The sequence below is a fragment of the Burkholderia arboris genome, from assembly GCF_038723655.1.
GTDB lineage: Bacteria > Pseudomonadota > Gammaproteobacteria > Burkholderiales > Burkholderiaceae > Burkholderia > Burkholderia arboris.
This window is the reverse complement of record NZ_CP109822.1, coordinates 921032-947969: the sequence shown is the minus strand read 5'-3', so window position 1 is coordinate 947969 and position 26938 is coordinate 921032. Positions and strand designations below refer to the sequence as shown.

The 26938-nt window shown below is 63.9% G+C and carries 18 protein-coding genes; 2 read left to right on the top strand and 16 right to left on the bottom strand.

The window, feature by feature from the left end:
* Nucleotides 1-116: 116 nt before the first annotated feature.
* Nucleotides 117-2702: an ATP-binding protein gene (locus tag OHZ10_RS21550; RefSeq protein WP_226196979.1), complete on the bottom strand. Its 2586-nt coding sequence runs from the start codon at nucleotides 2700-2702 to the stop codon at nucleotides 117-119.
* Between the two features lie 22 nt (nucleotides 2703-2724).
* Complete coding sequence (locus tag OHZ10_RS21545) at nucleotides 2725-3447, bottom strand: winged helix-turn-helix domain-containing protein (protein WP_059237619.1); 723 nt, start codon at nucleotides 3445-3447, stop codon at nucleotides 2725-2727.
* Nucleotides 3448-4354: 907 nt separating this feature from the next.
* On the opposite strand from OHZ10_RS21545, the gene OHZ10_RS21540 reads away from it, so the two are divergent.
* Nucleotides 4355-5218, top strand: a complete 864-nt coding sequence (locus tag OHZ10_RS21540; protein WP_059237620.1) for a crotonase/enoyl-CoA hydratase family protein — start codon at nucleotides 4355-4357, stop codon at nucleotides 5216-5218.
* A gap of 63 nt (nucleotides 5219-5281) precedes the next feature.
* Here the strand turns inward: OHZ10_RS21540 and pdeR are convergent, their stop codons facing one another.
* The 4 genes from pdeR to OHZ10_RS21520 all read right to left on the bottom strand — a co-directional run bounded on the left by pdeR (nucleotide 5282) and on the right by OHZ10_RS21520 (nucleotide 13766).
* Nucleotides 5282-7285, bottom strand: a complete 2004-nt coding sequence (gene pdeR, locus OHZ10_RS21535; protein ID WP_059237621.1) for a cyclic di-GMP phosphodiesterase — start codon at nucleotides 7283-7285, stop codon at nucleotides 5282-5284.
* A gap of 561 nt (nucleotides 7286-7846) precedes the next feature.
* Nucleotides 7847-11491 carry a hydantoinase B/oxoprolinase family protein gene (locus OHZ10_RS21530; RefSeq protein ID WP_059237622.1) on the bottom strand — a complete coding sequence of 1215 codons (3645 nt, stop codon included), beginning with the start codon at nucleotides 11489-11491 and terminating at the stop codon, nucleotides 7847-7849.
* A gap of 120 nt (nucleotides 11492-11611) precedes the next feature.
* On the bottom strand, nucleotides 11612-12910 hold the full coding sequence (locus tag OHZ10_RS21525; RefSeq protein ID WP_059237623.1) for an MFS transporter: 1299 nt from the start codon (nucleotides 12908-12910) through the stop codon (nucleotides 11612-11614).
* Between the two features lie 82 nt (nucleotides 12911-12992).
* A complete protein-coding gene (locus tag OHZ10_RS21520; RefSeq protein WP_059237624.1) occupies nucleotides 12993-13766 on the bottom strand; it encodes a putative hydro-lyase in 774 nt (257 codons plus the stop codon).
* Nucleotides 13767-13972: 206 nt separating this feature from the next.
* Between OHZ10_RS21520 and OHZ10_RS21515 the strand changes: the two genes are divergently transcribed.
* A complete protein-coding gene (locus OHZ10_RS21515) occupies nucleotides 13973-14905 on the top strand; it encodes a LysR family transcriptional regulator (RefSeq protein ID WP_059237625.1) in 933 nt (310 codons plus the stop codon).
* A 142-nt stretch (nucleotides 14906-15047) separates the two neighbouring features.
* Here OHZ10_RS21515 and OHZ10_RS21510 read toward each other — a convergent pair whose 3' ends face one another.
* The 10 genes from OHZ10_RS21510 to OHZ10_RS21465 all read right to left on the bottom strand — a co-directional run bounded on the left by OHZ10_RS21510 (nucleotide 15048) and on the right by OHZ10_RS21465 (nucleotide 26880).
* Nucleotides 15048-15548 (bottom strand): hypothetical protein, encoded by a 501-nt coding sequence (locus OHZ10_RS21510; RefSeq protein ID WP_342705746.1) that lies wholly within the window; start codon nucleotides 15546-15548, stop codon nucleotides 15048-15050.
* 387 nt (nucleotides 15549-15935) lie between these two features.
* Nucleotides 15936-16499 carry a hypothetical protein gene (locus OHZ10_RS21505; protein WP_342705745.1) on the bottom strand — a complete coding sequence of 188 codons (564 nt, stop codon included), beginning with the start codon at nucleotides 16497-16499 and terminating at the stop codon, nucleotides 15936-15938.
* 233 nt (nucleotides 16500-16732) lie between these two features.
* On the bottom strand, nucleotides 16733-17485 hold the full coding sequence (locus OHZ10_RS21500; protein WP_342705744.1) for a hypothetical protein: 753 nt from the start codon (nucleotides 17483-17485) through the stop codon (nucleotides 16733-16735).
* Nucleotides 17470-17916, bottom strand: a complete 447-nt coding sequence (locus OHZ10_RS21495; protein ID WP_342705743.1) for a bacteriophage T4 gp5 trimerisation domain-containing protein — start codon at nucleotides 17914-17916, stop codon at nucleotides 17470-17472. The genes OHZ10_RS21500 and OHZ10_RS21495 overlap by 16 nt, the downstream gene beginning before the upstream one ends.
* Nucleotides 17917-17960: 44 nt before the next feature.
* Nucleotides 17961-18785, bottom strand: a complete 825-nt coding sequence (locus OHZ10_RS21490) for a hypothetical protein (protein ID WP_342705742.1) — start codon at nucleotides 18783-18785, stop codon at nucleotides 17961-17963.
* Nucleotides 18786-18835: 50 nt separating this feature from the next.
* A complete protein-coding gene (locus tag OHZ10_RS21485) occupies nucleotides 18836-21526 on the bottom strand; it encodes a glycoside hydrolase family protein (protein ID WP_342705741.1) in 2691 nt (896 codons plus the stop codon).
* A 14-nt stretch (nucleotides 21527-21540) separates the two neighbouring features.
* Nucleotides 21541-23628, bottom strand: coding sequence for a type VI secretion system Vgr family protein (locus OHZ10_RS21480; protein ID WP_342705740.1), 2088 nt, complete (start codon nucleotides 23626-23628; stop codon nucleotides 21541-21543).
* 92 nt (nucleotides 23629-23720) lie between these two features.
* Nucleotides 23721-24239, bottom strand: a complete 519-nt coding sequence (locus tag OHZ10_RS21475) for an Hcp family type VI secretion system effector (RefSeq protein WP_342705739.1) — start codon at nucleotides 24237-24239, stop codon at nucleotides 23721-23723.
* Between the two features lie 432 nt (nucleotides 24240-24671).
* Nucleotides 24672-26357 (bottom strand): hypothetical protein, encoded by a 1686-nt coding sequence (locus OHZ10_RS21470; RefSeq protein ID WP_342705738.1) that lies wholly within the window; start codon nucleotides 26355-26357, stop codon nucleotides 24672-24674.
* A 184-nt stretch (nucleotides 26358-26541) separates the two neighbouring features.
* Nucleotides 26542-26880 carry an antibiotic biosynthesis monooxygenase family protein gene (locus OHZ10_RS21465; protein WP_059237630.1) on the bottom strand — a complete coding sequence of 113 codons (339 nt, stop codon included), beginning with the start codon at nucleotides 26878-26880 and terminating at the stop codon, nucleotides 26542-26544.
* Between the last annotated feature and the right edge of the window lie 58 nt (nucleotides 26881-26938).

The following is a 26938-nucleotide window of genomic DNA, read 5'->3' as shown; positions in this document are numbered from 1 at the left end:
CGCGGTGTCGCAAGCGCGTCGCCGGGTGCCGTGGGTCTATGAGACTCCAGTCCGGTTAATCGAAAATTTCGGAAACGCGCCGCGCCATTAACAATCGAAACAATCGCCGTCGCGCGTCAGCCCAGCAGCGCGGCGAGCGCCGCCAGATCGAACGGCTTCGGCACGAACGGCAGGTCGGCGCGCCAGTCGGGATGGGTCTGATGAATCTCGGGCGGCAAGCCCGAGGTGAGCGCGACGCGCTGCGCCGGCCAGCGCTCGGCGAGCCGCGCCGCGAACGCGATGCCGCTGCCGCCCGCGCCGAGCGAGATGTCCGACAGCACGAGCGTGACGGGGCCGTGCTCGGCCAGCCAGCGCAATGCCGCGTCGCCGGTCGCCACTGCGTCGGCCCGCGCGCCGAGCGCCGCGAACTGGCTGAGCGCCGTGTCGCGCACCTCCGGATCGTCGTCGACCACGAGCACACGGGCACCGGCCTGCCCGGTAACGGGCGCGGCCACCGTGACGGCCGGCGCGGCGCGCCGTTCGGGCGGCGCGCTCTCGGGCAGCCACAGCTCCACGCGCGTGCCCTGGCCGACCTCGCTGTGGATGCGCAGATCGCCGCCGCTCTGGCGCACGAAGCCGTAGACGCTGCTGAGCCCGAGCCCACTCCCCTCGCCGGCCGCCTTGGTCGTGAAAAACGGCTCGATTACCTTGTCGAGCAGCACCGGGGCGATCCCGCAACCCGTGTCGGTGACGCTCAGCACGATCGCGTGCGGCGCGGACGCACCGTCGGACGCCGGCGCGCGGCGCGCGGCCAGTGCCAGCGTCCCGCCGTCCGGCATCGCGGCGGCGCTGTTGAGCGCCAGGTTGAGGACGGCGTTCTCGAGCTGGCCGCGGTCGACGTTCACCCACATCGCGTCGGTGGCCGGCTCCAGCACGACGGCCACCCGCTGGCCCGCCGAGTATTCGACGAGATCGAGCATCTCCGCGAGCATCGCCCTGACCGACACGCGTTCGGCCTGCAGCGGCTGGCGCCGCGCGAACGCGAGCAGCCGCCGCGTGAGCCGCGACGCGCGTTCGGCCGCGCGGCGCGCCCGCTCGGCCATCGTCTGCGCATCCTGCTGGCCGTCGAGCCGCGGCAGCAGCAGTTCGAGGTTGCCGAGTATCGCGACCAGGAAGTTGTTGAAATCGTGCGCGACGCCGCCCGTCAACTGGCCGAGCACGTCCATCTTCTGCGCCTGACGCAACTCGGCCTCGACCGCACGCCGGCTCGTCAGGTCGCGGCAGACCGCCACCCAGCCGCCGTCCGGAAGCGGCTGGCAGTGGAATTCGAGGGTCCGCTGGTCGCGCAGGTGCAGTTCGGCCGACGCGGCGATGCGCGCGCCGTCGGATGTGCGGGTCGCGGTCTCGCGCGACACCTGGCGCCAGCGCGCGGGCTGATGCATGGCCTGCCGCAGCATCGCGAGCGACAGGCCCGCGTACAGCGTGCCCGGGTCGATCCCGAGCAGCGTCGCGAAGGTCGGATTCCACGCGATCAGGCTGCCGTGCGTGTCGTGAACCGACACCCCGTCGTTCATCGAGTTGAGCACCGACTCCTGCAGGCGGCGCTGCGACTCGAGCCCGTGGGTCAGTTGCTCCTTCTCGATCAGGTTGGTGCGGAACACCTCGAACGCGCGCGCCAGCTCGCCGATCTCGTCCGGCCGGTGCGTCGACGGCATCCGGTCGGACGTGATCCCTTTCGCGAGTCGCGCCATCACGCGCGTCATCGCCTGCAGCTTGTGCAGGATGCGGCTCGCATACGCGACGCCGAGCAACGCCACCACGACGCCCGCGACGGCCAGCAGCAACAGGCCCGACTGGCTGGAGACCGCGACCTTGCGCACCTTGTCGCTGCGCTCGCTGGCGATCTGCCGCAAGCGCTCGACGTAGCGCGCCGACTTGCCGCTCAGGTGATCCGCGTGGCCGCGCAGGAGCGTGACGAGATAACCCGTCTGCGCTTCGCTCGACAGAAACTCGCGGCGCACCGCGAACACGCTGCGCGCGCCGCCGTCGAGTTGCTGCAGCGCCTCGGCAAGCACCGGCTGGCGGCGGTCTTCGGCGCGTTCGCGCACGCGCAGCCACAGTGCCTCGTTGTCGCTTTCCGCGCTGCCGAGCTCCGCCGCGTTGGCCGCCTGCAGCGCACCGGCCGTACGGGCCCAGATCTCGAGCAGCGTCGGCGCCTGCTGCGCGATCACGCTCTTGTCGCGCGCGATGCCGTCGCCGATGCGGTCGTTCGCGAGGCGCAGGGCGCTCAACTCCTCCTTGAGCTGTCGCTGCCGGCCCGACACGATCAGCAGCCGGGCGAGATCCTGGTCGATCGCGTCGAGATCGTCGATCACCGCGAGCTGCTCGCCCGCCTTCGCGGCGGGGCCCGGCTGTTTGCCGAAGCCCGGCGACAGCCGCCGGATATCGCCGAGCAGGCCTCGCATCAGCTCGGTGTCGTTGTGCAGCAGGTCCGGCGAATCGGTCAGCATCATGCTCGGCGCGACCGCGGCGAGTTGTGCGACCTTGTCCGACAGCTCGAGCGCGCGGGCGATCTCGGGCACGACGTTCGCCTCGTATTCGTCGAGCGCGTTCTGGTTCGCGCGCATGCCGAGCACGCCGACCACCACGACCGCGAGCGTGATGCCGAACAGCAGCAGAAACGTCGCGGTCAGCTTGGCCCGGACACTCCAGGGCGGCAACATCCTCACCGTCGTGCGCATCGCATCACACGCGCACGACGGGCACCGCGAACACGTAGCCGATGCCACGCTGCGTGCGGATATAGGTGGGCTGCTCGGGGTTCGGCTCGATCTTGCGGCGCAGGCGCAGGATCAGCACGTCGATCGTCCGGTCGTACACGTCGATGCCGAAGCCGCGCGTATGTTCGAGCAACTGGTCGCGCGACCAGACTCGCGACGGCTGCTGCACCATCGCCGCGAGCAGCTCGAATTCGCCCTGCGTCAGCGCGCACGGGCCGCCGTTGTGCGTCAGCGTGCGCGCGGCCAGGTCCAGCGTCCAGCCGTCGAAGCAGTAGCGCGGGCCGCCGCCGTTCGACGCGGGGCGCGGCATCGACAGCTCGATCGTGCGCCGCAGCTGGGCGCGCACCCGCGCGATCAGCTCGCGCCCGGAGAACGGTTTCGTGACGAAATCGTCGGCCGCGGTCTCGAGGCCGAGCACCCGATCCGTCTCGTCGCCCAGGCCGCTGATCATGATGATCGATACGTCGGACCGGCGCCGCAGCTCGCGGGCGACCGTCAGGCCGTCCTCGCCGCGCAGCTTCAGGTCGAGAATCACGAGCGCGTGCGGCGCGGCCGCGAGCTGCTGCTGCATCCGGGCCGCGCTGTCGACGGCCGACACGTCGAATCCGGCCTCTTCCAGCACGCTCTTCAGCCAGACGCGCACTTCCGGATCGTCGTCCAGCACCAGGATCCGATGTTTTTCTGACATGGGTGTTCTCCTCCAAGCCGGTCGCGCGCGCCGATTCGGTCGGCCGCGCGGTGCAAGCTGGCATTTCTGTCGGTATGTGGCCGGACCGCGGCGGGATGACGCAGTCGGGCCGGAAGCGAATGGTGGCCGATCCGGGCCGATCCTGGCAAGTTCCCGTGAACGCGCATCGACATGAGGATGGGCGGGGCGCCGCGCGCGCCTTCGCGCGGCACAATCAGGACGCGCGCGGGATTCTAACGTCGAAAAATTTCGATGCAACCGCGCCGCGATCGGTGAATACCCTGCCCGAATTGCGGCCCGGACGGACGAGCCGACGGTACGGAATGCCACGCCGTTGCACCGGGTGCGCTGGCCGTACTGCGACCCGTGCCCGAACCCGATCGGGCCACCGGCACGTCACGCACGCCCGACGCATGCATCGATCCACGACGATTTCGCCAATCGATCTGCATGACGAACGAATTCGACGTCTCGTTGCCGATGCCCCGATCACGATCGCCCGCGCCGTGTGCAACGTCACGGTGCCGCGCCCCGCGATCGCGGCCATCCGGTTTCCGTTGCAGCGACGATCGTTCTGCATCGCCGTCGCTGCCGGCCGCCCCGAAATAGATTCACACGCGAAATACCTTCGCAGCCCGCCAAGTCACGCCCGTCCCGCGCCAAATCCGCCCGAAACCGGCTTCCCGCCTTGCACGCAGGTCGTGCACCGATGCATTCGCGTGTAACCGGCTTTCCCGCCGCCGCGTGATCGCCGACGGCGCGATCGGGTGACCCACTCAACACATCCGTCGAGTTTGTGCGCGCAACAATGGCGATGCCTCGCCCCCGGCGCCCTGCGGGCACCCCGATTCCCCGCAGGGCACCGGGCGCGGCGGTCTTCAAAAACCACATCTCACGAGGACATACCATGCAACTCCAATCCCATCCGGCGTGCCGCCCGTTTTACGAAGCCGGCGAACTGTCGCAACTGACTGCCTTTTACGAAGAGGGCCGTAATGTCATGTGGATGATGCTGCGATCGGAGCCGCGGCCGTGCTTTAACCAACAACTCGTTACCGACATCATCCATCTCGCGCGCGTCGCACGCGACTCGGGCCTCACGTTCGACTTCTGGGTGACGGGCTCGCTCGTCCCCGAGCTGTTCAACGTCGGCGGCGACCTGAGCTTCTTCGTCGACGCGATCCGCAGCGGCCGGCGTGACCAGTTGATGGCCTACGCGCGCTCGTGCATCGACGGCGTGTACGAGATCTACACGGGCTTCGGCACCGGGGCGATCTCGATCGCGATGGTCGAGGGCAGCGCGCTCGGCGGTGGTTTCGAGGCCGCGCTCGCGCATCACTACATGCTCGCGCAGAAGGGCGTGAAGCTCGGGTTCCCCGAGATCGCGTTCAACCTGTTCCCCGGCATGGGCGGCTATTCGCTCGTCGCACGCAAGGCCGATCGGGGCATTGCGGAGCAACTGATCGCGACCGGTGAAGCGCACGCCGCCGAGTGGTACGAGGATCGCGGCCTGGTCGACCAGACGTTCGACGCGGGTGACGCGTATCTCGCGACGCGCACCTTCATCGACGTGATGAAGCCGAAGCTGAACGGCGTGCGCGCGATGCTGCGCGCGCGCGAGCGGGTGTTCCAGCTGACGCGCTCCGAGCTGATGGACATCACGGAAGCATGGGTGCATGCGGCGTTCACGATCGAGCCGAAGGATCTCGCGTACATGGAACGCCTCGTGATGCTGCAGAACCGGCGCGTGTCGAAGCTGCGCACGGTGTAACGCGACGGGCGCCGCCGCTTGCGGGCGGCGCCCCTTCATGAACGACGCTCAGGCGAACGATGCTCAGGCGATCAGCCTGAGCTTCCTCGTCTCCGCGAGCCATGCCTCGAATGCCTGCGCCGGCATCGGCCGCGCGAAGTAGTAGCCCTGCGCGTGATCGACGTCGAGCTGCTTGAGGAAATCGGCTTCCGCATGCGTTTCGACGCCTTCGGCGATCACCGCGAAATTCAGCGCCTTCGCAAGCGACACGACCGAGCGCACCAGCGCCTGCGAGCGCGGATTGCGGTCGATGCCGGTGATGAAGGTGCGGTCGAGCTTGATCGCATCGAGCGGCAGGCGCGACAGCTGCGACAGCGACGAATAGCCGGTGCCGAAATCGTCGAGATGGATCTCCGCGCCGAGCTGGCGAAACTGCCGCATCAGCCCGATCGCCGATTCCTCGTCCTCGATGAAGCAGCTCTCGGTCAGCTCGATGTCGAGCAGGCCGGGCTTGAGCCCCGCACCGTCGAGAATCGACGCGAACTGGTGCACGATGTTCATGTCCTGCAACTGCCGCGCAGACACGTTCACTGCGATCCGGATGCCGAGCCCCTTCGCCTTCCACGCTGCGGCCTGCGCGGCCGCGGTACGCATCACCCAGCGCCCGAGCGGCGCGATCAGCCCCGACTCCTCCGCAAAGCGGATGAACTCGATCGGCGCGACGAGCCCGCGATCGGGCGACTGCCAGCGGATCAGCGCCTCGACGCCGTGCACGTCGCCCGTCGCGATATCGACGACCGGCTGGTAGTGCAGCACGAACTGCTCTTCCTCGAGCGCCTTGCGCAGGTTCGTGTCGAGCCACATGTACTTCGCGACCTTCTGGTTCATCTCCAGCGAGAACACGCGGTACGTATGCTTGCCTTCTTCCTTCGCGACGTACATCGCGGTGTCGGCGCTGCGGATCAGCGTCTCGAGCGAATCGCCGTGCTGCGGATGCATCGCAATGCCGATCGAGCAGCTCGTGTACACCTCCATCAGCCCGAGGTGGATCGGCGTGCGCAGCCGCTCGAGGATGATCTGCGCGGTCGCTTCGAGCAGCGGACGCGTGCCGTGCTCGAACAGCACGAGGAACTCGTCGCCGCCGAGCCGCGCGAGCGTCGCGCCGGACGGCAGGCAGCCGCTGATGATCGACGACACATCCTGCAGCAGGCGGTCGCCGGTGATGTGCCCGTAGTGATCGTTCACGCGCTTGAAGTTGTCGAGGTCGAGGAACAGGATGCCGACCTGGCCGCGCGTGTCGGGGCTCTCCGCGTCGATCGCCGCGCGGATCTGCTCGCTGATCGCATGGCGGTTCGGCAGCCCGGTGAGCACGTCGGTGTTCGCCAGCTCGGTGAGCCGCTGCTGCGCGGTGCGCTCCTCGGTGATGTCGATGCCCGAGCAGATCAGGAACTGCTCTTCGATGCCGCTGCCGCTCTGCACGAACTTGTTGCGGAACTGGAACAGACGCGGCCCGTTGACCGTATTGATGTAGCGCTCGACCGCGTACGACTGGTTGCTCGCGAAAAAGCCCGTGATGTTGGTGCGCGACTGCGCGCCCTGCTCGGGGCTCATGAACAGCTCGAAGGCGCTGCGGCCGATCACGTCGACCTCGCGCTTGCCCGTCACTTCCTCGCACAGGCGGTTGAAGCGCTGGACCATCCCGTTGCGGTCGAGGATCACGACGAGCGAATTCACTTCGGACACGACCTGCTCGGCGAACGCGAGCCCGTGCGCGAGATCGCCCGCGACGGACACCGTATCGGAATAGGCCGACGCCGTGCCGGCCCAGTCGGTCGTGTTGAGCTTCTTGCCGACGAGATGGAGGCTGACCGGATTGCCGAACAGCGCGATCTCGAGCACGAGATGCGACGTGACGCCCGTCAGCGCACGGATGCGCGCGGCCTGCTCGCCCGTCAGCGCGACGGCGACGTTGGTCAGGCCGCGCACGGCGGCCAGCTCGAGCGCATTGCTGTCGCTGCCGAGGCGCCAGCAGGGGCTGCGCGTACCGACGTGCGCCTCGAGCACCGCGCTATCGTTTTCGTCATCCATGGAGCGCCCCGATCCAGAAAAAACGCACAGTGTAGACGGAGGCGAGTTGGCCGACCGCCTCCCCGGGCCGCGCAGTGCGCGTTCCCGGCAGGGCAGCCGCGATTGCCGTGACAGCGGTCCTCGTCTCGTACTTGTTTCCAGCTAATGCGACCCGGCGTTCGCGCGTGATGCGCGCAGGTTCTGCCTAACGAATGATGAGAGCCATCTTATCAAATGACGATGAGGATTGGCACTCACATTTAGAGCAGAGTGTCAAGGAATCGGGACTCGATTGGCAAGCCGGATTTTTCATGATTGGCGGCGTGCGAAACATCGGTTGCGGCAGTGCGGAACGGGGCCGGCGAGATTGACCGAAAGCCCCGCCGGGCGGGCGTTTCCGGTCGGATCCGATATATCGGGATTCGACCGCTTCCGCACCGTTCCGGCAGGGTCGGATCGCTTTCCGGCGATCCGGTTTTCGGCCATTTTTGATTCCGTTTGCGCGTGAATGCGTGGTTTTATTCCCCAGTCCGTTGCAATGTTTTCAGCCCCCGGCGCGGGCATCCGCGCCGGGGGCTCGAATCAGCCGGCCACGCCGTAGCCGCCGCCGCCCGGCGTTTCGACGACGAACACGTCGCCCGGCGCCATCTGCGCGCGGCCGATATGGTCGAGCGCCTCGACCGTGCCGTCCGCCCGCTCGATCGTGTTGCGGCCGAGCGCGCCGGCGCCGCCGCCCGCCGCGCCGAACGGCGCATGGATCCGGTTGTTCGACAGGATCGACGCGGTCATCGGCTCGAGGAAGCGGATCCGCCGCACCGCGCCGTCGCCGCCGCGCCAGCGGCCGCCGCCGCCCGACCCGGCACGGATCCGGTGCGAATCGAGCCGCACCGGGTAGCGCCATTCGAGCACCTCCGGATCCGTCAGCCGCGAGTTCGTCATGTGCGTCTGCACCGCGCCGACGCCCGCAAAACCGTCGCCCGCGCCGCTGCCGCCCGCGATCGTCTCGTAGTACTGGACCTTCTCGTTACCGAATGTGAAGTTATTCATCGTTCCCTGGCTCGATGCGACGCAGCCGAGCGCGCCGTACAGCGCGTTGGTGATGGCGGACGACGTCTCGACGTTGCCCGACACGACGGCCGCCGGATACTCGGGGTTCAGCATCGAGCGGGCCGGCACGATCACCGTCAGCGGCTTCAGGCAGCCGGCGTTCAGCGGGATGTCGTCGCCGACCAGCGTGCGGAACACGTACAGCACGGCGGCCATGCAGACGGCCTTCGGCGCGTTGAAATTGTTGTCGAGCTGCGCGGACGTGCCGGTGAAATCGATTTCCGCACACCGCGCCGCGCGGTCGACGCGGATCGCGACGCGAATCTCCGCGCCGTTGTCGAGCGGGTAGCGGTACGCGCCGTCCTGCAGCGCGCCGATCACGCGCCGCACGGCTTCTTCGGCGTTGTCCTGCACGTGCCCCATGAACGCGAGCACGACGTCGCGGCCGAACTGCGCGACCATCCGGCGCAGCTCGTCGACGCCCTTCTGGTTCGCGGCGACCTGCGCGCGCAGGTCGGCCATGTTCTGCTCGACGTTGCGCGCCGGGTAGCGGCCCGACGCGAGCAGCGCGCGCGTGTCGGCGTCGCGCAGCACGCCGGCCGACACGAGCTGCCAGTTGTCGATCAGCACGCCTTCCTCGTCGATATGCGTCGAATCGGGCGGCATCGAGCCCGGCGTCGTCCCGCCGATGTCCGCATGGTGGCCGCGCGAGCCGACGTAGAACAGCGGCGTGTCCGAGCCGTCGGCAAAGACCGGCGTGATGACCGTCACGTCCGGCAGGTGCGTGCCGCCGTGATACGGGTCGTTCAGCATGAACACGTCGCCGTCGCGCATCCGGTCGCGGTTGCGCTCGATCACCGTGCGGATGCTCTCGCCCATCGAGCCGAGGTGCACGGGCATGTGCGGCGCGTTCGCGATCAGGTTGCCGTCGCCGTCGAAGATCGCGCACGAGAAGTCGAGCCGCTCCTTGATGTTCACCGAGTACGCGGTGTTCTGCAGCCGCAGCCCCATCTGCTCGGCGATCGACATGAACAGGTTGTTGAAGATCTCGAGCCGCACCGGGTCGGCATCGGTGCCGAGCGAGCGGCGCGTCGGCAGCGGCGTCGTGCGCGTCAGCACGAGGTTGCCCTGCGCGGTCATTTCAGCACGCCAGCCGGGCTCGACGACGGTCGTGCCGTTCTTCTCCGCGACGATCGCCGGGCCGTCGATCGCGTCGCCGGCGAGCAGCGTGTCGCGCACGTACAGCGCCGCGTCGTGCCATTGGCCGCCGGAATAGAAGCGCACCGCGGAATCGGCGCGCGGCGTCGCGCCCTCACCCGCCCCGCGCGGCGCCAGCGGCGCAATGTCGACCGGTGCGTCCGAGCGCCCGATCGCCTCGACCGACGCAAGTTCGGCGACGAGCGGCGTGCCGGGCATCAGGAACGCGTAGCGCTGCCGGTAGGCGGCCTCGAACGCCTGCTGCATCGCGTCGACGCTGCCGGCCGGCACGTCGAGTGCCGAATCGGTGCCCTGGTAGCGCAGGTGTACGCGCCGCTCGGTCGCGATCCGCTCCGGCGGCACGCCCTGTTCGAGCAGCGCGCCGACGGCTTCGTCGGCCAGCCGGTCGAGCGCCGCGTTCAGCGCCGGCAACGATGCGCCGGACAGCACGGCCTCGACCGCGCGCTCGCGCATCGCGGTCTGGTCGGCCAGGCCCATCCCGTACGCGGACAGCACGCCCGCGAGCGGATGCGCGAACACCTGCGTCATCCCGAGCGCGTCCGCCACGCCACAGGCGTGCTGGCCGCCCGCGCCGCCAAACGTCGTCAACACGTAACGCGACACGTCGTGGCCGCGCTGCACGGAAATCTTCTTGATCGCGTTCGCCATGCTTCCGATCGCGATCTCCAGGAAACCTTCGGCCAGCGCCTCGGGCGTCTCGCGCCGCCCGGTCGCCGCATGGATCTCGTCGGCGAGCGCCGCGAACTTCGCGACCACGCCGTCGCGGTCGAGCGGTTCGTTCGCATGCGGGCCGAACACGCGCGGGAAATGATCGGGCTGGATCTTGCCGAGCATCACGTTGCAGTCGGTAACCGTTAGCGGGCCACCGCGCCGGTACGCAGCCGGCCCCGGGTTCGCGCCGGCCGATTCGGGCCCGACGCGCAGCCGCGCGCCGTCGAAGCCGAGCACCGAGCCGCCGCCCGCGGCGACCGTGTGGATGCTCATCATCGGCGCGCGCATCCGCACACCGGCCACCTGCGTCTCGAACTCGCGCTCGAACTCGCCGTTGTAGTGCGACACGTCGGTCGACGTGCCGCCCATGTCGAAGCCGATCACCTGGCCGAAGCCGGCCGCGCGCGCGGCGCGCACCATCCCGACGATGCCGCCGGCCGGGCCGGACAGGATCGCGTCCTTGCCCTGGAACGCATCGGCGCGCGTCAGCCCGCCGCTGCTCTGCATGAACTGCAGGTTCACGCCCGGCATCTCGTGCGCGACCTGCTCGACGTAGCGACGCAGGATCGGCGACAGGTACGCATCGACGACGGTCGTATCGCCGCGCGACACCATCTTCATCAACGGCGACACCTCGTGCGACACCGACACCTGCGTGAAGCCGATGCGGCGCGCCAGCTCCGCCAGCGCGCGTTCGTGCGCGGTGTAGCGGTAGCCGTGGATCAGCACGATCGCGAGCGCACGCACACCGCTGTCGAACACGCGGCGCAGCGACGCTTCGGCTCCCTGAACATCGAGCGGCACGACGACGTCGCCATGCGCGCCGACGCGCTCGTCGATCTCGACGACGGTTTCATACAGCGCGTCGGGCAGCACGATGTCGAGATCGAACAGGCGAGGCCGGTTCTGGTATGCGATGCGCAGCACGTCGCGAAAGCCATGTGTCGTCGCGAGCGCGGTGCGTTCGCCCTTGCGTTCGAGCAGCGCGTTGGTCGCGACCGTCGTGCCCATCTTCACCATGTCGACGTGCGCGGGCGTGATCGGCTCGCCTGCCGCGAGGCCGAGCAGGTGGCGGATGCCGGCCACGGCCGCATCGCGGTACTGCTCGGGGTTCTCCGACAGCAGCTTGTGCGTGACGAGCGTACCGTCGGGCCGGCGCGCGACGATGTCGGTGAAGGTGCCGCCGCGGTCGATCCAGAATTGCCAGCGCGCGGCGTCGGAGGGAACGGGGGAAAGGTGTCGGTCAGTCATGATGTCGGGTCGATGCGTCGTTGAATCGAGGGACGAACGCCGCCGCACGGCGCGCGTCGCGCGCCGTGTCACGGTGTCGATGAAAGGGGAAGGAAAACGAAGGGCGGGCCGCCCTGCCGCTTACGCGGCGTCGAGTTCGCGGCCGCGGGTCTCGGGCAGCGTCAGCGCGGCGACGATCACCACGCCGTATGCGGCGACCGCGAAGATGCCGATACTCGTGCCGAGCCCGTACTGCTTGGACAGCGCGCCGATCAGGAACGGGAACAGCGCACCGATCGCGCGGCCCACGTTGTAGCAGAAGCCCTGGCCGGAACCGCGCACGCGGGTCGGGAACAGTTCGGTGAGGAACGCGCCCATCCCCGAGAAGATGCCCGATGCGAAGAAGCCGAGCGGGAAGCCGAGCCACAGCATCGACGCGTTGGTCAGGTTCAGCGACGTGTACGCGAACGCAATCACCATCGAGCCGACCGCGAACAGGATGAAGTTCGGCTTGCGGCCCAGGCGGTCGGTCAGGTACGCGCTCGTCAGGTAGCCGACCCACGAGCCGAAGATGATCATCGCGAGATAGCCGCCGGTGCCCATCACCGTGAGGTGACGCTCGGTCTTCAGGAAGGTCGGCAGCCACGTCGTGATCGCGTAGTAGCCGCCTTGTGCGCCCGTCGTCAGCAGCGCCGCGCGCAGCGTCGTCGTGATCAGCTTCGGCGCGAAAATCTCGGTCAGGCGCGGCGCATCGGCCACCTTCGCCTGCGCGGCCTTCTCCTTCTCGTAGACGTCCGGCTCCTTCACGTAGCGGCGGATCGCGACGACCAGCAGCGCTGGCGCGAGCCCGACGAGGAACAGCGCGCGCCACGCCTGTTCGGCCGGCAGCACCGAGAACAGCAGCGCATACAGCAATGCGCACAGCCCCCAGCCGATCGCCCAGCCCGACTGCACGAGGCCGACCGCCTTGCCGCGATCGCGTGCGCGGATCACTTCGCCGATCAGCACGGCGCCGGCCGTCCATTCGCCGCCGAAGCCGAAGCCCATCAGCGCGCGTGCCGCGAGCAGCTGGTGATAGTTCTGCGCCAGCCCGCACAGCGCGGTGAACACCGCAAACCACAGCACCGTGAGCTGCAGCGTGCGCACGCGGCCGATCCGGTCGGACAGGATGCCGGCGATCCAGCCGCCGAGCGCCGACGCGAGCAGCGTGATCGTGCCGATGAAGCCGGCGTCCGCGAGCGAGATGCCCCAGGTCGCGACGAGCGTCGGGATCACGAACGACAGCATCTGCGTGTCCATCCCGTCGAGCATGTAGCCAACCTTGCAGCTCCAGAACGCGCGGCGCTCGCGCGGCTGCGCATCGGCGTACCACGAGAACAGGCCGCTGCGCTCGGGGCTCGCGGGCTCCGCGGCGGGCGCCGCGAGGGTCTTGCTTTCCATGGTGGTACTCCTGTCGTTATGCGCGTTCGAATGGCGATCGTGCGTGCGGTGTGTCATGCGTGTCTTTCTGCCGGCCCGGATTTCAGAATACGGCCAGCGACGCGTTCGTGATGTCGGTCATCAGCATGTGGCCGGGCGTATGCGCGATCGCGATCGGCAGCTTCGCGTCCATCAGCGCGGTTTGCGGCGTCACGCCGCACGCCCAGAACACCGGCAGCTCGCCGTCGCGGATCGTCACCGCGTCGCCGAATTCGGGTGCGTTCAGGTCCGCGATGCCGAGTTCCTGCGGGTGGCCGATATGGATCGGCGCGCCGTGCACGCCCGGGAACCGGCTCGTGATCTGCACCGCGCGGATCGCGTCGGCGCCGCGCATCGGCCGCATCGACACGACCAGCTGGCCGCCGAAGATCCCCGCGCGACGGTTCGGGATCGACGTGCGGTACATCGGCACGTTGCGGCCCTCCTCGACGTGGCGCAGGCCGATCCCCTCGCGGGCGAGCATGTCCTCGAACGAGAACGAGCAGCCGATCGCGAATACGACGAAGTCGTCGCGCCACAGCGCTTCCAGCGACTCGACGCGCTCGGTCAACCGGCCGTCACGGTAGACGTTGTAGCTCGGCACGTCGGTGCGGATGTCGAGATCCTCGCCGAGCGCGTCGATCCGGAACGCGCCCGGTTCGCCAACGCCCAGCAGCGGGCATGCCTTCGGGTTCGCCTGGCAAAAGCGCAGGAAATCGTGCGCGGCCGCGTCGGGCAGGATCGCGAGGTTCGCTTGCGCAAACGGGCCGCAGTGGCCGGCGGTCGGGCCGCGGAACGCGCCGTGGCGCACGGACTGGCGGAATTCGGAAGGCGTCATGATGTTCGGTCGCAGATCGGGGTGGCGTCGGGATGACGGTGGCGTGTCATCGGATACGGCGAAGAATAGAAAAGAAAAAAATTTGTCGCCAACGAGTTTTTTTGCGCCTCTTGTATAGAATTTCTTAACGGATCTTGGGGTTTTCCCCGGTCCCGTTCACTTTTCCTCACCGGCAAGCTGCGCATCGACCCTTTTGTCCGACCGCCATGAACACGCGTTTTCTCGAAACCTTCGTCACGCTCGCGAAGCTGCGCAACTTCCGCACGACCGCGGCGGCGCTGCACGCGACGCCGGCCGCGATCTCGCAGCGCCTGAAGGCGCTCGAGGACGAACTGCAGACGGTACTCGTCGATCGCGACAGCCGTGAATTCCGGCTCACGCCGAACGGCGAGTACCTGCTCGGCTACGCGAAAGCCGTGGTCGAGGCGACGCAGGAGCTGCAGGCTGCCGCGTCCGGCGAAAGCGCGCTGCGCGGCAAGCTGCGGCTCGGCGTGATCGAGACCGTCGTGCACAGCTGGCTGCCGCACTATATGCGGCGGCTGGCGGCCGACTATCCGCAACTGGAAATCGACCTGACCGTCGACGTCAGCGTCGTGCTGCAGCGCCGGCTGATGGCCGGTGAACTCGACCTGATCATCCGCGTGGAAGGCAGCGACGAGGCGTCGGTCGTGTGCGATGCGCTCGCGAACTACCCGGTGCGCTGGATCGCCCGGACCGGGCTGCTGCCGAACACGCGCACGGGCCTCGCGCGGCAGGTGCTGCGCCAGCCGATCCTCACCTACGGGCGCGGCACCGCGCCCCATCGCGCACTCGAAGACATCGTGCGCACGCTCGCGCACGCGCACGGCGTGCCGCTGTCGGAGACGCGCATCACCGGCTCGCCGTCGATCTCGGTGATCGTACAGCTGGTGCGCGACGGTTTCGGCGTCGCCGCGATTCCGGTGCTGTTCGTCGATGCGCTGATTGAAAGCGGTGAGGTTGTCGAGCTGCCGCTGCAGCCGTCGCCGCCGTCGATCGTCGTGTCGATGTCGCGGCGCGCGGATGCGCCAAGGTTCGTGCACGGCGCGTCGATCGCCGCGCGGGCGGCGTGTCATGAGTATTGCGAGAAGAGTACGCGGAGGTTGGTTGAAGCGCTTTGAGGCGTGGGTCGCACCGATCTACATTGTTCGGTTTCCTGACAGTATGTCTCGCTGGTGCCGCGGACGGGCGCAGCTTTATTTCCCGATCCGGTCGCCTGAACCTATCCGTCATTTTGTCGGCAAAGAGCACGATGCTTTTTTGTCAATCAACAACACCATCCGGTGCCCCCGCGCCTCGTCGTGAACCGACGGCTCTGTATCGCACACCATCAAAACGGTAGCTTTGGGTTGCTATAAACGCCGCATTGCCACTTTGAACTTCTATATTGAGCATCCCACGCGAGGACCCTGATTTACCTACAACAGAGTAGCCTCTGGCATCCAAAACCACCTTGCCAACATGATCATTTCCCACACGCACAATCCAAATAGGGCCAAGGGCGGAACCCCACCCACACGCATCTTCAGTGGTGAATAGAAATACCTTGCCCCTGCCATCCAAATCGATTCGCTCGCCTATTAAACGACAACCCAAGGATTTGTAGACAGAAAACGACCTATGACTAATGATTACCCGAGTCAGATCGGGGCTTCGACCAGTCAGTTCTTTATCCTCTACGGTGCGATAGACCTCCCCCGCAGTCGCTGTGGAGACCCAAAACAGTACAGCGATAAGCACGCTTCGTCGCACGAAGATAGTCACGATCCCTCCATGATGTCCTTGCAGATGTTGTCTGTTTAACCATCATCGGCGCTTTCCCCGTACGCCTTCGAACTGCTAGTTGCCCCCGAGGACTCTAGCCGGCACTCAGAGAGACTTGCGATGGCTCCTGGTAAAACTTACGTTGTTTCCCACAGTTGCCGTTGTCCGCCGCTACCAGCAGATCGCCGAGCAGGCGCGCAGTGACCATATCCGTTAGAGTCTTGTAGAGGTTGTAGGCCCCTTCAACTTCGTCCGTTCTGCCCCGCAGCGTACCGCTGGTGCCGTGCGTGGCAAGTGTGATAGCCCCGCACAATTCGCTCAGCGTGACGATGAGTGTTTCTTAGGTGTGGCCCACAGGCAGTACCGACCAAGGAAGATGAGCCATCCTTAATTTTCTTTATAAACGGAATCCTGGATTAATCTAAATCGAATGACTTGCCTCTTCCAGCAGTTCTTGTCAGGTCTACATGAACTTGCATCTCCAAGAAAACCCCCAATGACAACAACCTTCTCGCCGTTGTTAAGCACGGACTTATAGCATTGCCCGGCCAATCCATTAATCTTTCCACCCACCCCCGGATTTTGGCACAGAGGATAACTTTCATACAATGTCCAACCATTAGTTTTTGAAATATAAACCTCATCAGCGTATCCACCCAAAATAACTCGTCGCCCCAACTCCTCGATCACATATTGACCAGTTACCTCCGAGCACCTCACCAGCCCTAGAGAACACAGCTCTAGATTATCCACAGGGAACGGAGATTTAACCTTCCTCCTTATCTCAACTACATCATAATCATTTTTATTTATCAGCACCGGACTCCCAAAATAAAAATCCGACGGATAGGAAAACTTTACGCCTCGCAAAATAATCGCCCGGCCCTCCTCCGAAAAGGCATACTGAGTTGCGAGTAAAATTGAAATTACAGCCGCAAATAATTTTCTCATCACAGAGTGTCACCGAATATTTCATGGATTCGAAGCGTGTGATATACACGATTATTTATAGCCCCAGCCGCACCATTAATTTGAACAGTTATCGTCCGCACGGCCGCCGTGTCCATTACGTTATTATCCGCAAGAACATTTATAGTGCTCCCATTATGTGGCGCACCACGATCAGGCGTTGCCTCCCAATACCACCCTCCCGCATCGATTGTCGCAAAATCGTCACTGAGAATTTAATCAGGTGCAGGACCATCTATAACTGGCCTATTGGCATTTGGATGATGAGGAGCCCACCAGTTAGCAGTAAATGAACGTCGATCAATCCACCCTCTATATACCCAGTATTCGGAGTAGTTATATTTACCCGTTAGCTGTTTTAGGCCGCGACCTCTATACCTATAACCGTCTCCCGGGAGATCATTGCCAAGTTTTCCTCCGTATAATTGATTGCAACTCGCCTCTGTGCGTTGCTCGCTCATCCAAGTTAGAGTTTTCGACTCTTCCGCACCCTGACCAAAGAAATGAGACATTCTCTTCATGTTTTGGATGATCAAGTATTTTCGAATTACTCTATTAATGTGTTTTCTGTATTTTTCTCTTCGACTGTCAGATAGCGCTCCTGGCGCGACCTCATCAGACCCGCCATCAGTTATTCTTTCATATGTGCTTGGATATACATGCCTTAACTCATCCTCACTCAGCCATCCGCAGATCTTGAACGCCTCAACAAACTGCAGCGGATGAAAATGATAATGCTCCTTCTCGAGCGTCAGCCCTTTCTCCACCGCATCTTCCCAAAACGCTAAGGCCTGGTGATGGCGCTTAAGCCTTTCATACGCCGGATCGCCCAGGCACATCGGAAACACAATGTTTGCAACGGCGCTCTCTCCTTCGATGCCTTTTAGCCAGCTCCAGCGCTTGTCGAAATCGTCCCGTGCCCATTCGCTGGGCATCTTGACCACGCAGTAACTCAAGCGCTCGCGCATTTCGCCCGTCTGCGCTTTAGCGTATCAGCGGGCCCTTGAGCCGAATCACCACGGCGTCGAGAGTGACGCCGCCCGTCCAGCGTGATCGTGCCGCCGGGGCCGCGCAGGCGGATTACCTCGCCGGCGTGCAACTCGACAACCTTGGTGCGTTGGCGAATGGCTTGCCCCGCCTCCAGTTCGGCACGGCCCTGCACGCGCTGCGTTAGACGCCCACCGATATCCACCGTGTGATCGGCAGCCGTCTTGTCGCGGCGATGGTTGCCGACTTCCTCGGTTCGGTCCTTACCGGTGTGGATCGTGTGGTTGCGGCCGACGCTCAGGAAGTCGTCCTGCCCGATGTCGTGGCGTCGGTCCTGACCGCTGGTGACTTGCTCGTGTACGCAATTTGGTTCCGCCGCCTCTATCGCTCCGATTTGCAGGAAGCAAAGCATGCAGACTCTAATGGGAATGCAACTCGCGTCGTCATTCATGATCGTCAGCGACTCTCCATTAAATACGCGGCCCGATACCAGTCTAGTTGTTTCTTCATTGCCGCTTGAATGCAGTTTGAATTACTTCCACAACGGTTACGCTCTTTGAGCCAAGCGCGCTGCTGGCGCTGAATGTCGACAATACTTTCCGAAGACTGCTGCGCGTCCCGCAACGCCACGCGATAAGCGGAATCGACGCTCTTGTCGAATCCCGCCAATTCAAACGACCCGCAAATAGCCCACTCTGTAGGGAGCGTGGCCTTTGAGCAAGCAAAGGAGGGCGAGGGCTTGGCACCTGACGCGATCTTAGAGAGCACCAAGATCGTCTCGTCGTACCAGCTTAGCAACACCCGCTGTTTGCTCATCATAAGCAACCACGAACCGTTGTTGTCTCGATCGTCGTCGTAAATACCACCAAGCAAGCCATTCCAATGCTTTTGTCCGCAAAGCACATGCATCACTTGCACGTTCGTGTTTCCGGCCACGCCAAGTTCATAGTCTTTGGTCGGAGATCTTGACGAACTCTTTCCGTATCCGCCGAGATACACCCTTAGGAAATCGTCAAAATTCACGTCCTCCGGCGAAATCTCGGGAGTCACGCAATTCGTCTCATCTTCTGGTGTATTATTGGATATCTCGATACTACTGAAGTTAAACAATCTCCACTTAAGCCTCGGATCATCCCATCCGTAATTCACTCTCCCACCAAAGTTTTTGTCCACATGAATCTCAACAACCTCCCATTTCCCAATCAACCCTCCAGGCAACTCACCCGCACGCACCACTGGTAGCGATATAAAAAATAGAAAGACCACGAGCACCTTACTCACACTCCACCCTTGCTTTATAAATGCCTTGATTTTTCAAGATGCAATATTGATCAAAAATATGGAATCGAAATGGCCTCACCTTGAAATTCGTAACGACCATCGATCAGAAGATTAACTTCATCTTCCCGCCGCTTCACCAGACCACCTAGCACCACTCCACCCGACGACGCCCCTTCCCTTATCTTTCTCACGGCAGAGCTAAGATCCCCCGCATTAATCAGTGTCGCCAGACTACGCCACCGACCGGCAGGATTGTAAGCAAATGAAGTGAGCGCATCGAACTCGTTCTGAGTGAGAACCCGATCTATATCTCTTATCACTATTTTTTCATATGCGGGTACGACGACACGCAGCAACTCCGCTTCTTGCTGGCGATCAAGCCGAACCAGGCCTTTGTTTTCCGAGGCAAACTTCTTTGCCGCAGCACCTGTCAAACCTGCTGCACCTGAAATTCCGGTAGCCACGGCTTCGGAGAGTCCAATCTTTAGCATTTGCCCTCGAATGCTCGGGGCACTTCTTTCCCCCATGTCATATCCAGGTCCGAGAGTCACGCCACTGTCGCCACCTGGCCAATGCAGTACATTCGAAACGTTTTCGCGTGCCTCTTGCGAGTAGATGAACCAAAAACCTTTCCGCGACAAGCGACTTGCCGCATATCCAGAGAAACTGCAGGCCATGGCGACGGGATGGATGTGGAAGACAAACGGCTTAACCGGAAAGCCCTTTACTTTTCCTGCCACTTGATCCCACCACACTAACTGTGCGATACGCGCTTTCTCCGCCTCCCAAGCCGTCTTAGATGACGGGGGAATCAGCGCATCGTAGGCATCCCACGCCTTCTTGTCTGCCTTCCACTCACTCGGATAGCGCAGGATCACACGCGATAATTGGCGGATGGTGTCGTGATCGCGTTGAGCTGCCTTCACTTCGGCCAAGGTGAGCTGACCGTCGTGATCGGCATCGAGCAGCGCTCGCACTTCGCGCAGCGGCACGTCGAGATCGGCGTCCTTCATTCCCAATCGCCCGCGCTGAAACTCCTCCATCTGCTTGAAGTCGGCAAAATAGCTGCCGTAGGCGGCCGTGGTTGGCTTGGACTCAATCAGTTTGAAGTCCACCCACTCATGCGGCGAGTGCAGGGAAACACCAGCATGGCCCACTTCGCCTACCCAGCCGATGGCGGTGGTGCCACTGGTTTTCAGTTGCACCTGCCACCAGCCGTTACCCGCTTCATCCAGGGCAAACACCTTGGGTAGTTCCGTGGGGATTTGTCTGTCCGGTCTCGATTGCTGCATCATGAGCCGCGACACATGCTGCGGCTGCACACCGTTCTTGGGGCCGTTGGCTGCGAACGTCAGTGGAAAACTTCCCCACCCTTGCGGCAGATCGGCCGTCAGCAATTTACGTCCTTGGATACCGACCAGCGTGGCGTACGTGTCTTTGGTGATCCAAACGGGCGTCTGACTAATAGCCTCGACGAAAACCCCGCGGAAGCGCGTAGCTCCAGGTTGACCGACCGTCCCCTGCCGCGGCACGCGAACAATTTCCGCTGCCGCGTACACGGCCCCATCGTTGAGACGGAACAGATTGGCCTCCTTGGCACCCGTCGGCAACTTGGCTTTGCGGTCGATCCACTGCATCGCCCCCATAGGCTTGACCTTGACGTACAGCGCATCGTCAGGCGGCGTACCATCCAGCGCGACAATGGTATTCACCGGCAACAAACCAGCCTGCGGTGGTGCGAGTACCGGGTTATGCAACTGGGTATCTGGCGCCACCCGCAGCAGCGTTTTCTGCTGAGGCGTGGCCTTTGCCGCAGCAGCACGACTCTTTTCCAGAAAGGCGCGCAGTTCCGGGCCGACGATGATCTCGTGGTGCATCAGCTTGCGGCCCTGCCCCGGATCCTGTACTCGCCGGTACTCACCCATGTGGCCCAGCAGTTCCTCAGCTTTGACCGCCGGCGGGCTCGCTGGCGTAACCACGACATCAAAGTCCTCCGGCGCCTGGCCTAGTGCTTCCAGCCAGCTCATCGAGACCCATCCGCTATGCGCGGTGGCGGGCACCTCCGTCTGCGCGGTCGATGGCGGCACGATCGCTTTCTCGATCACGCGCTTAATCTTGACCCACTGTTTGTCGCGCTGGAGTACCGTGAAGCGAGCACCGTGTGGCAGGTAGCCAAGGACGGGCGAGTCTTTGGCGAACGAAGGTTTTGCACGCACGCTCAAACCGATGACCGGCTGATCGGTGGCCCCTTTCGGTACAGTTTGTTTCTCTTTGGCGGTTTCCTTGACGCGACAGATCTTGGCCGGCCAGTACGCGGGGCGCTTGACCACACTCCCCATGCGTTCGTATTCGCCAAACGAACGCAGGTGCATTGCCAAGCAGAAATACGTGAGCTTATTGCCGGTCGGGTATTCCAACGTATGCCGTGTCAGAACAAAGCCGGTACTAAAGGCGGCCGAGGTGGATTCGGCGGTCGTCGGCCCTTTGGCCGCCCCGGGGAAGGTCGGGTAGTCACGATTGATCCGGTAGGCGACCACTTCGCCTTTGGTCATGGCGCCGATGCCCTCGTCGAGGGACAGTAGGTTGGCCATCGCCGACTCATAGTGAATGCCGCTATGTGCGCCCGACGGTCCGAACACGTAATAGCCGCCGCTGGCCATGCCGAGTGCGCTGTAGTAGACATCGGCGTCGACCACGTCCTTTCCGGCCTTGTCCTTGAAGGGGTATTTGTAGTTAGCCATAAAATTCCGCGTGCTTAGGCATCGCCCGAGAAGGTCAGGTAGAAAGCGTCATCCGGCGGATCACCGAATACCGAATCGCCAGATAGCGAAAGCGCGTGCCCAGCACCCTTACGATCCTGGACCATTGGGCCCTTCACGCGGATGGCGATGGCCTCGATCTCCACGCCGCTGCCATCCAGCGTGATCGTGCCGCCGGGGCCACGCAGGCGGATTACCTCGCCGGCTTGCAACTCGACAACCTTGGTGCGATGCCGAATGGCTTGCCCCGCCTCCAGTTCGGCACGGCCCTGCACGCGCTGCGTTAGATGCCCACCGATATCCACCGTGTGATCGGCAACGGTCTTGTCGCGGCGATGGTTGCCGACTTCCTCGGTTCGATCCTTGCCGGTGTGGATCGTGTGGTTGCGGCCGATAGCCTGGAAGTCGTCCTGCCCGATGTCGTGGCGCCGGTCCTGACCGATGGTGACCTGCTCGTCGCGACCCACGGTTTCTTTGCGATCGTTGCCGATGGCGATCGTTTCGTCGTGCTCGACCTGCTCGCTGCGGTCGTTGCCCACGAAGGTGGTTTCGTCGTGGTTGACGTGGATGTTCTGATCCCTCTGAGCGTGGACATAGATTTCCTCCTGATCAGCCTCGTCCTCGAAGCGCAGTTCGTTGAAGCCCTCGCCCTTGTGCGTCTGGCTCTTGATCGTCATCCGCGTCTTGTGTCGCGGCAGCTCGTACGGCGGCAATTGCAGGCGGTTGTACGCCCGCCCGATGATGAGAGGCTGGTCCGGATCGCCATCCAGGTTGACCATGATCACTTCCTGCCCGATGCGCGGAATCGCCATATGTCCCCAGGTCGCACCGGCCCAGTTCTGCGCAACCTGGATCCAGCACGAGCTGTGCTCGTCGTGCTTGCCGTCGCGATCCCATGGGAACTGCACCTTCACCCGGCCGTACTCGTCGGTGTAGATCTCTTCGCCTTCGGGGCCCACCACCGTCGCCGGCTGCGGGCCGTCGATGCGCGGGCGCGGCAGCGGCTCGGCGCGCCACTCGGTATCGTCCGGCACCAGTACGGCGTCATAGCGGTAGTGCGTGCCTTGCCGCGCGTCAGCGCTCTCTTCCTCCTGGCTGGTGTACTGCTTGCCGTGATGGATGATGCTGACCGGACGCCAGCCGCGGTTCATGTCCTCACGCGGGTGGCCGGTCAGGTCGAACGCGATGCCCGGCTGCAGGCGCGCATCGTCGCCGCTAACCCGCGCGATACGCGTATCGCGACGATGGCCGCGCAGGCGGTCCTGCGTAAAGGCCTTGCCGCTGGGTTCGTGCTTGTAGCGGCCCGGGTAGTCGTAGCGCGCGTAGCCGCGGCCCTGGTGATCGAGGTCAGTGCCCTCACGCGGATATTCGTGCGGATAGCGTGGGCTCTTGAACGTGTAGTCACGCTGCACCTGGCGCGCGGTGCGCACGTTCTCGGTATAGGCAAACGTACACAGGCACGGATCAGACTGATCGCCGCCAGGCGTGGGGTTGTAGATCACCGGCTCGCCCTGCTGGCGACCGAAGATAAAGAGTCGATCGCAGTGGATCAGCCGGTGGCCGTCGGCCTTGTGCTGGAAGGCGTAGAAAAAGCCCTCCTCGCGCAGGATGCGTTCGATGAAATCGTAATCGGTGTCGCCGGCCTGCACGCAGTATTCGCGTGCCAGATGCTCGGCGGTGACGCGCTGCTCGTAATCCAGCGTCTGGTGATGCGCCTTGAGCACGGCCTGCGCAATCTCCGGAACGCTCAACGTCTGGAAGATGCGCCAGTCGGAGGACAGCTTCAGTCGCGCCAGGCGCGGCTCGATGACCGCGGAATACCGGGTACGTCGAAAGCCCGTGTCACCTTGCACGAAACTTGACACCGCGCCGTGCACGTAACGCACGGGTGCACCGCCCTGCCAGATCGTGAGCAGGCCATTGCAGTCGAGCACCTGACCGAAGTCGATGGCGGGATTCGCGCTAGCCAGTTCCACCTGCAACAAAAAGGTCTCGGACAACCCCTCATGCAGCGTGAACTCCACCACTTCGAACGATTCATCGCCAGCGGCGAAGGTAAAACGCAGGTCGGTTCGATCAACCATGAGCATTCCTTACCAGCCCGTTACCGGGCTGGCGATCTACATGCTGAAGTGAGCGACCAGCGCTCGCGCCAGTCGCACCGAGTGGACCAGGCTCAGGCTTCCTGGGGCTTGCGCCAGTCGTCCGAGGCTTCGGTGCCGGCGATGGCGTGGGTCCAGGTGATCTTGCGGTAAGCCATAGCGACCTTGACCAGTTGGGTGTACTCGGCCTTGGTCGCGTCCTGCGCATGCGGCAGCACGGTGTTGATGGTGACGATGGTGGCGTCTTCGAGCTTGGTGGTGAAGAAGTGCTCCTGCTTGCCCTCGGTCGAAGTGCGGTACCACTTCACTTCCACTTCGGGGAGCATTTCACCGGAGGCCAGCGCCTGATACAGCAGCGGCGTGGCCTTGTTGAGCGGCGAGGTAAAGGTGAACGGCTTGTGCACACGCTGGCCCGACGGCTGGCCGCTCTGCGGGTCGGTCGGGGTGGCGATCAGGTGTTCGACTTCCTGGACCAGGATCTGGTCTTCGTGACCTTCCTGATAGACGTTGCCTACGGAATCGGCCGTAAAAGCGCCTTGCGTGATGTTCCCCTGGGTCTTGCCCTGGATGCTGATATAAGCGGGAGTCGGCATGGATGCAGTCCTTGTTCTTGGAACCGACACGGCCCTCTGACCGTGTTGCCATCGGTGATGACGGACTAGGTAAGGCAATGCCCGTGCCAACTATCTCAAGTCGCGATTTAGTCCATTAATATCAGCACGTTAGCGGCAATGCCCGGTATTTCAGGCAAGCGACGAAGAAAGCGCAACCGCGAAAATCGTTTTTTTCGAGGGGAAATCGGGCCATTCGTGGCCCGCTCAAAACCAATCGTTTGAAAGTAAAAGAAATTTACCGGGCCACTTTTGGCCCGACCGGGCCACGAATGGCCCGATCATCAAAGCAATCGCGAACACATACGTCGCAGGAGTACAAAAAAATGCCCCGAAGACCATCCGGCCTTCGGGGCATTTTTGCGTGGGTTCGCTGGTGCGCACGCCGCGTGCGTCAGCCGGGCATCACCCGCGTCAGTGCGACCGGCCCGGTTCCGTGCCCGGCGCGAACGAGATGCCGCGCAGCACTTCCGCAAACTTCGCCGTCCGCAGCACCGCGAACTTCTCGGTGGCAGCCGTCGTCGCGCTCGTGTTGCGCAGCACGTCGCGCACCGCGACCAGCCGGTTCGGATCGGCGCCAACGTCGCCGTTGCCGCTGACCGTCGCCGTGATCGCCCAGATCGTGACCGTACCGTCACGCTCGACGCGCCCCGTCAGGTTGCGCAGGCCGGCCGTCGCCGGTGCCCACGGCAACCCCGTCGCCGCGTTGTTGCCGACCGGATAGCCGGCCACCGAATACGGCTTGCCGAGGTCCAGCCCGTTCTGCAGCGTGTACGCGAGCTTCCACTGCTTCGCGCCCGCGTCGTACACCCACTTCTGCAGGCCGGCGCCCGTCTGCGCGGCCGCATGCGTGTACAGGTCCGCGCCCCCCGTGTAGCCGTCGCCTTCATCCGCGACGTACAGCGTGTTCGCGTCGGCAAACCACATCCCGAACGGGTAGGACAGCGTCGTCGCGGTCTTGTTCGGCGTGGCCGGGAAGCCGGCCAGCACGCACATGTTGTTCGGCAGGCCGGTCGCCTGCAACGTCGCGGCGTTCACTGCGAGCGGCGCCGTCGGCAGCACGGCCTTCGGCGACGGCACGCCGACGCCAGACGGGCATGCCGCGCCGGTCGTATCGACGAAGTACACGGTGTTCACGCCGTTGCCGCCGCTGCCCTTCGTGTAGTACACGACGTTGTCGTGCACCGCGATGCCGCGGAAGTTGTCGTCCTTGCCGATCTTGTCGGCCTTCGCGCCGAGTTCCGTGACCGAGAAGCTCGCGAGCGGCGTCGGCACGCCCGGGTCCTGCTGCGCTTCGCGATGCTTCGCGCCGTCGATCAGCTGCGCGCCCGCGCCGAGGATCACGTTGTCCGGTTGCGGATTCGCACCGTTGCCGGCATTGCCCGACGTGTAGTAGATCTCGCGGCCGTCGCGGTTGTTCAGGATCGCCGCGCGGCCGTTGTTGCCGCTGTACGCATTCGTCTCGGTGAAACGGAAATGGCCGTGACGATCGACGCGTGCGATCGCGCGGTAGAAGGTCTGCCCGTCCGGGTTCGTCGTATCGACGGCGATCGGCGTGTTCGAGTTCGACACGTCGATCGTGTTGACCGGCGCGACGTAACCCATGAACGTCAGGTAATTGCCGTCGGCCGACAGGTGCAGGCCGAGTTCCGACTTCGAGCTGAAGCTCGTCACCATCTGGTCGTGCGCGAAGCCTTTCTGCAGGCTGTTCGGCACTTCGAGGGTGCCGACGGTGCCGCCTGCCGGCGTGATCTGGTCGAGGAAGATGCGCGACGTGATGCCGAAGCTGCCGTCGTAACGATCGTTGTTCCACACGTACGGATAGGTACCGTCGTTCGGCGCGCCGGACGCCGCGCCGCAACCGCCGGTGGTCTTTGCACAGTTCGGCGGCAGGATCGCGCCGGGCTGCACGTTGGCGGACACGTTGTCGTACACGCTGCGGCTGAGCACCAGGAAACCCGGTACGAAGCGGCTTTCGCCGCCGTCAGTCGGGGCAGCCTGCGCACCGAGGCTGGCGGCAATCAGCGTGAGTGCAACGGCGGGAACAGTTCGATCGCGCAACGTGCGGCGGCGCTTCGCGGACAAGGCGACATTCGGCATGGACAAGGCTCCGTACGACATCGAGTGGGGATGTTGTTGTGGACAGACTGACGACGTGAAGCCCCGCCACCTTAGCCATGCTTGATGAAAAATTGATTGCAGGCGATGCCGCCGAAACCCGCAGACGAATGCGGGCGCGTCGGATTCGCCGCTTGTTATTTATATGTAATGCGAAAGAAATGAATCAGACAGCCGGCGACGCGGATTGTCCTGCCTGCGGCTGCGTCAGCTTGCCGTCGCCATACTCGCGCAGTACTTTCGAAATCACGACGCGATAACCGTCCAGCCAGCGTGCCTGCTTTGCTTTCGCTTCGAGATGCGCCGGATGCTGCATCAACTGCTGAAGCGCAGCTTCGGATTCCCAGTAGTAAACGTTCTGGATCAGCCCCGCTTCGGCGTTCTCCCACGTTTCCTCGCCAAGATAGCCGGGCGTCGCACGCGCCATGTCGGCGATCTGCCGGTCGAGCCGGTGGAACTCGTCGTCGTACTGCCCGGCACGGAAAATGAAGGTCGACGCGTACATGCACGCTCCATGGGAGACGGTTGAAAGAGCGCCAAGTGTAAGGCACCCGCGGCATGCC

Bases quoted from the DNA above. Each gene is read 5' to 3' on its own strand.
- OHZ10_RS21545 (WP_059237619.1), bottom strand. From the start codon at position 3,447: ATGTCAGAAAAACATCGGATCCTGGTGCTGGACGACGATCCGGAAGTG.
- OHZ10_RS21520 (WP_059237624.1), bottom strand. From the start codon at position 13,766: ATGACGCCTTCCGAATTCCGCCAGTCCGTGCGCCACGGCGCGTTCCGC.
- OHZ10_RS21495 (WP_342705743.1), bottom strand. From the start codon at position 17,916: ATGCTTTGCTTCCTGCAAATCGGAGCGATAGAGGCGGCGGAACCAAAT.
- OHZ10_RS21550 (WP_226196979.1), bottom strand. From the start codon at position 2,702: ATGTTGCCGCCCTGGAGTGTCCGGGCCAAGCTGACCGCGACGTTTCTG.
- OHZ10_RS21485 (WP_342705741.1), bottom strand. From the start codon at position 21,526: ATGGCTAACTACAAATACCCCTTCAAGGACAAGGCCGGAAAGGACGTG.
- OHZ10_RS21470 (WP_342705738.1), bottom strand. From the start codon at position 26,357: ATGCCGAATGTCGCCTTGTCCGCGAAGCGCCGCCGCACGTTGCGCGAT.
- OHZ10_RS21505 (WP_342705745.1), bottom strand. From the start codon at position 16,499: ATGAGAAAATTATTTGCGGCTGTAATTTCAATTTTACTCGCAACTCAG.
- OHZ10_RS21465 (WP_059237630.1), bottom strand. From the start codon at position 26,880: ATGTACGCGTCGACCTTCATTTTCCGTGCCGGGCAGTACGACGACGAG.
- OHZ10_RS21475 (WP_342705739.1), bottom strand. From the start codon at position 24,239: ATGCCGACTCCCGCTTATATCAGCATCCAGGGCAAGACCCAGGGGAAC.
- OHZ10_RS21480 (WP_342705740.1), bottom strand. From the start codon at position 23,628: ATGGTTGATCGAACCGACCTGCGTTTTACCTTCGCCGCTGGCGATGAA.
- OHZ10_RS21540 (WP_059237620.1), top strand. From the start codon at position 4,355: ATGCAACTCCAATCCCATCCGGCGTGCCGCCCGTTTTACGAAGCCGGC.
- pdeR (WP_059237621.1), bottom strand. From the start codon at position 7,285: ATGGATGACGAAAACGATAGCGCGGTGCTCGAGGCGCACGTCGGTACG.
- OHZ10_RS21525 (WP_059237623.1), bottom strand. From the start codon at position 12,910: ATGGAAAGCAAGACCCTCGCGGCGCCCGCCGCGGAGCCCGCGAGCCCC.
- OHZ10_RS21500 (WP_342705744.1), bottom strand. From the start codon at position 17,485: ATGCGCGAGCGCTTGAGTTACTGCGTGGTCAAGATGCCCAGCGAATGG.
- OHZ10_RS21530 (WP_059237622.1), bottom strand. From the start codon at position 11,491: ATGACTGACCGACACCTTTCCCCCGTTCCCTCCGACGCCGCGCGCTGG.
- OHZ10_RS21515 (WP_059237625.1), top strand. From the start codon at position 13,973: ATGAACACGCGTTTTCTCGAAACCTTCGTCACGCTCGCGAAGCTGCGC.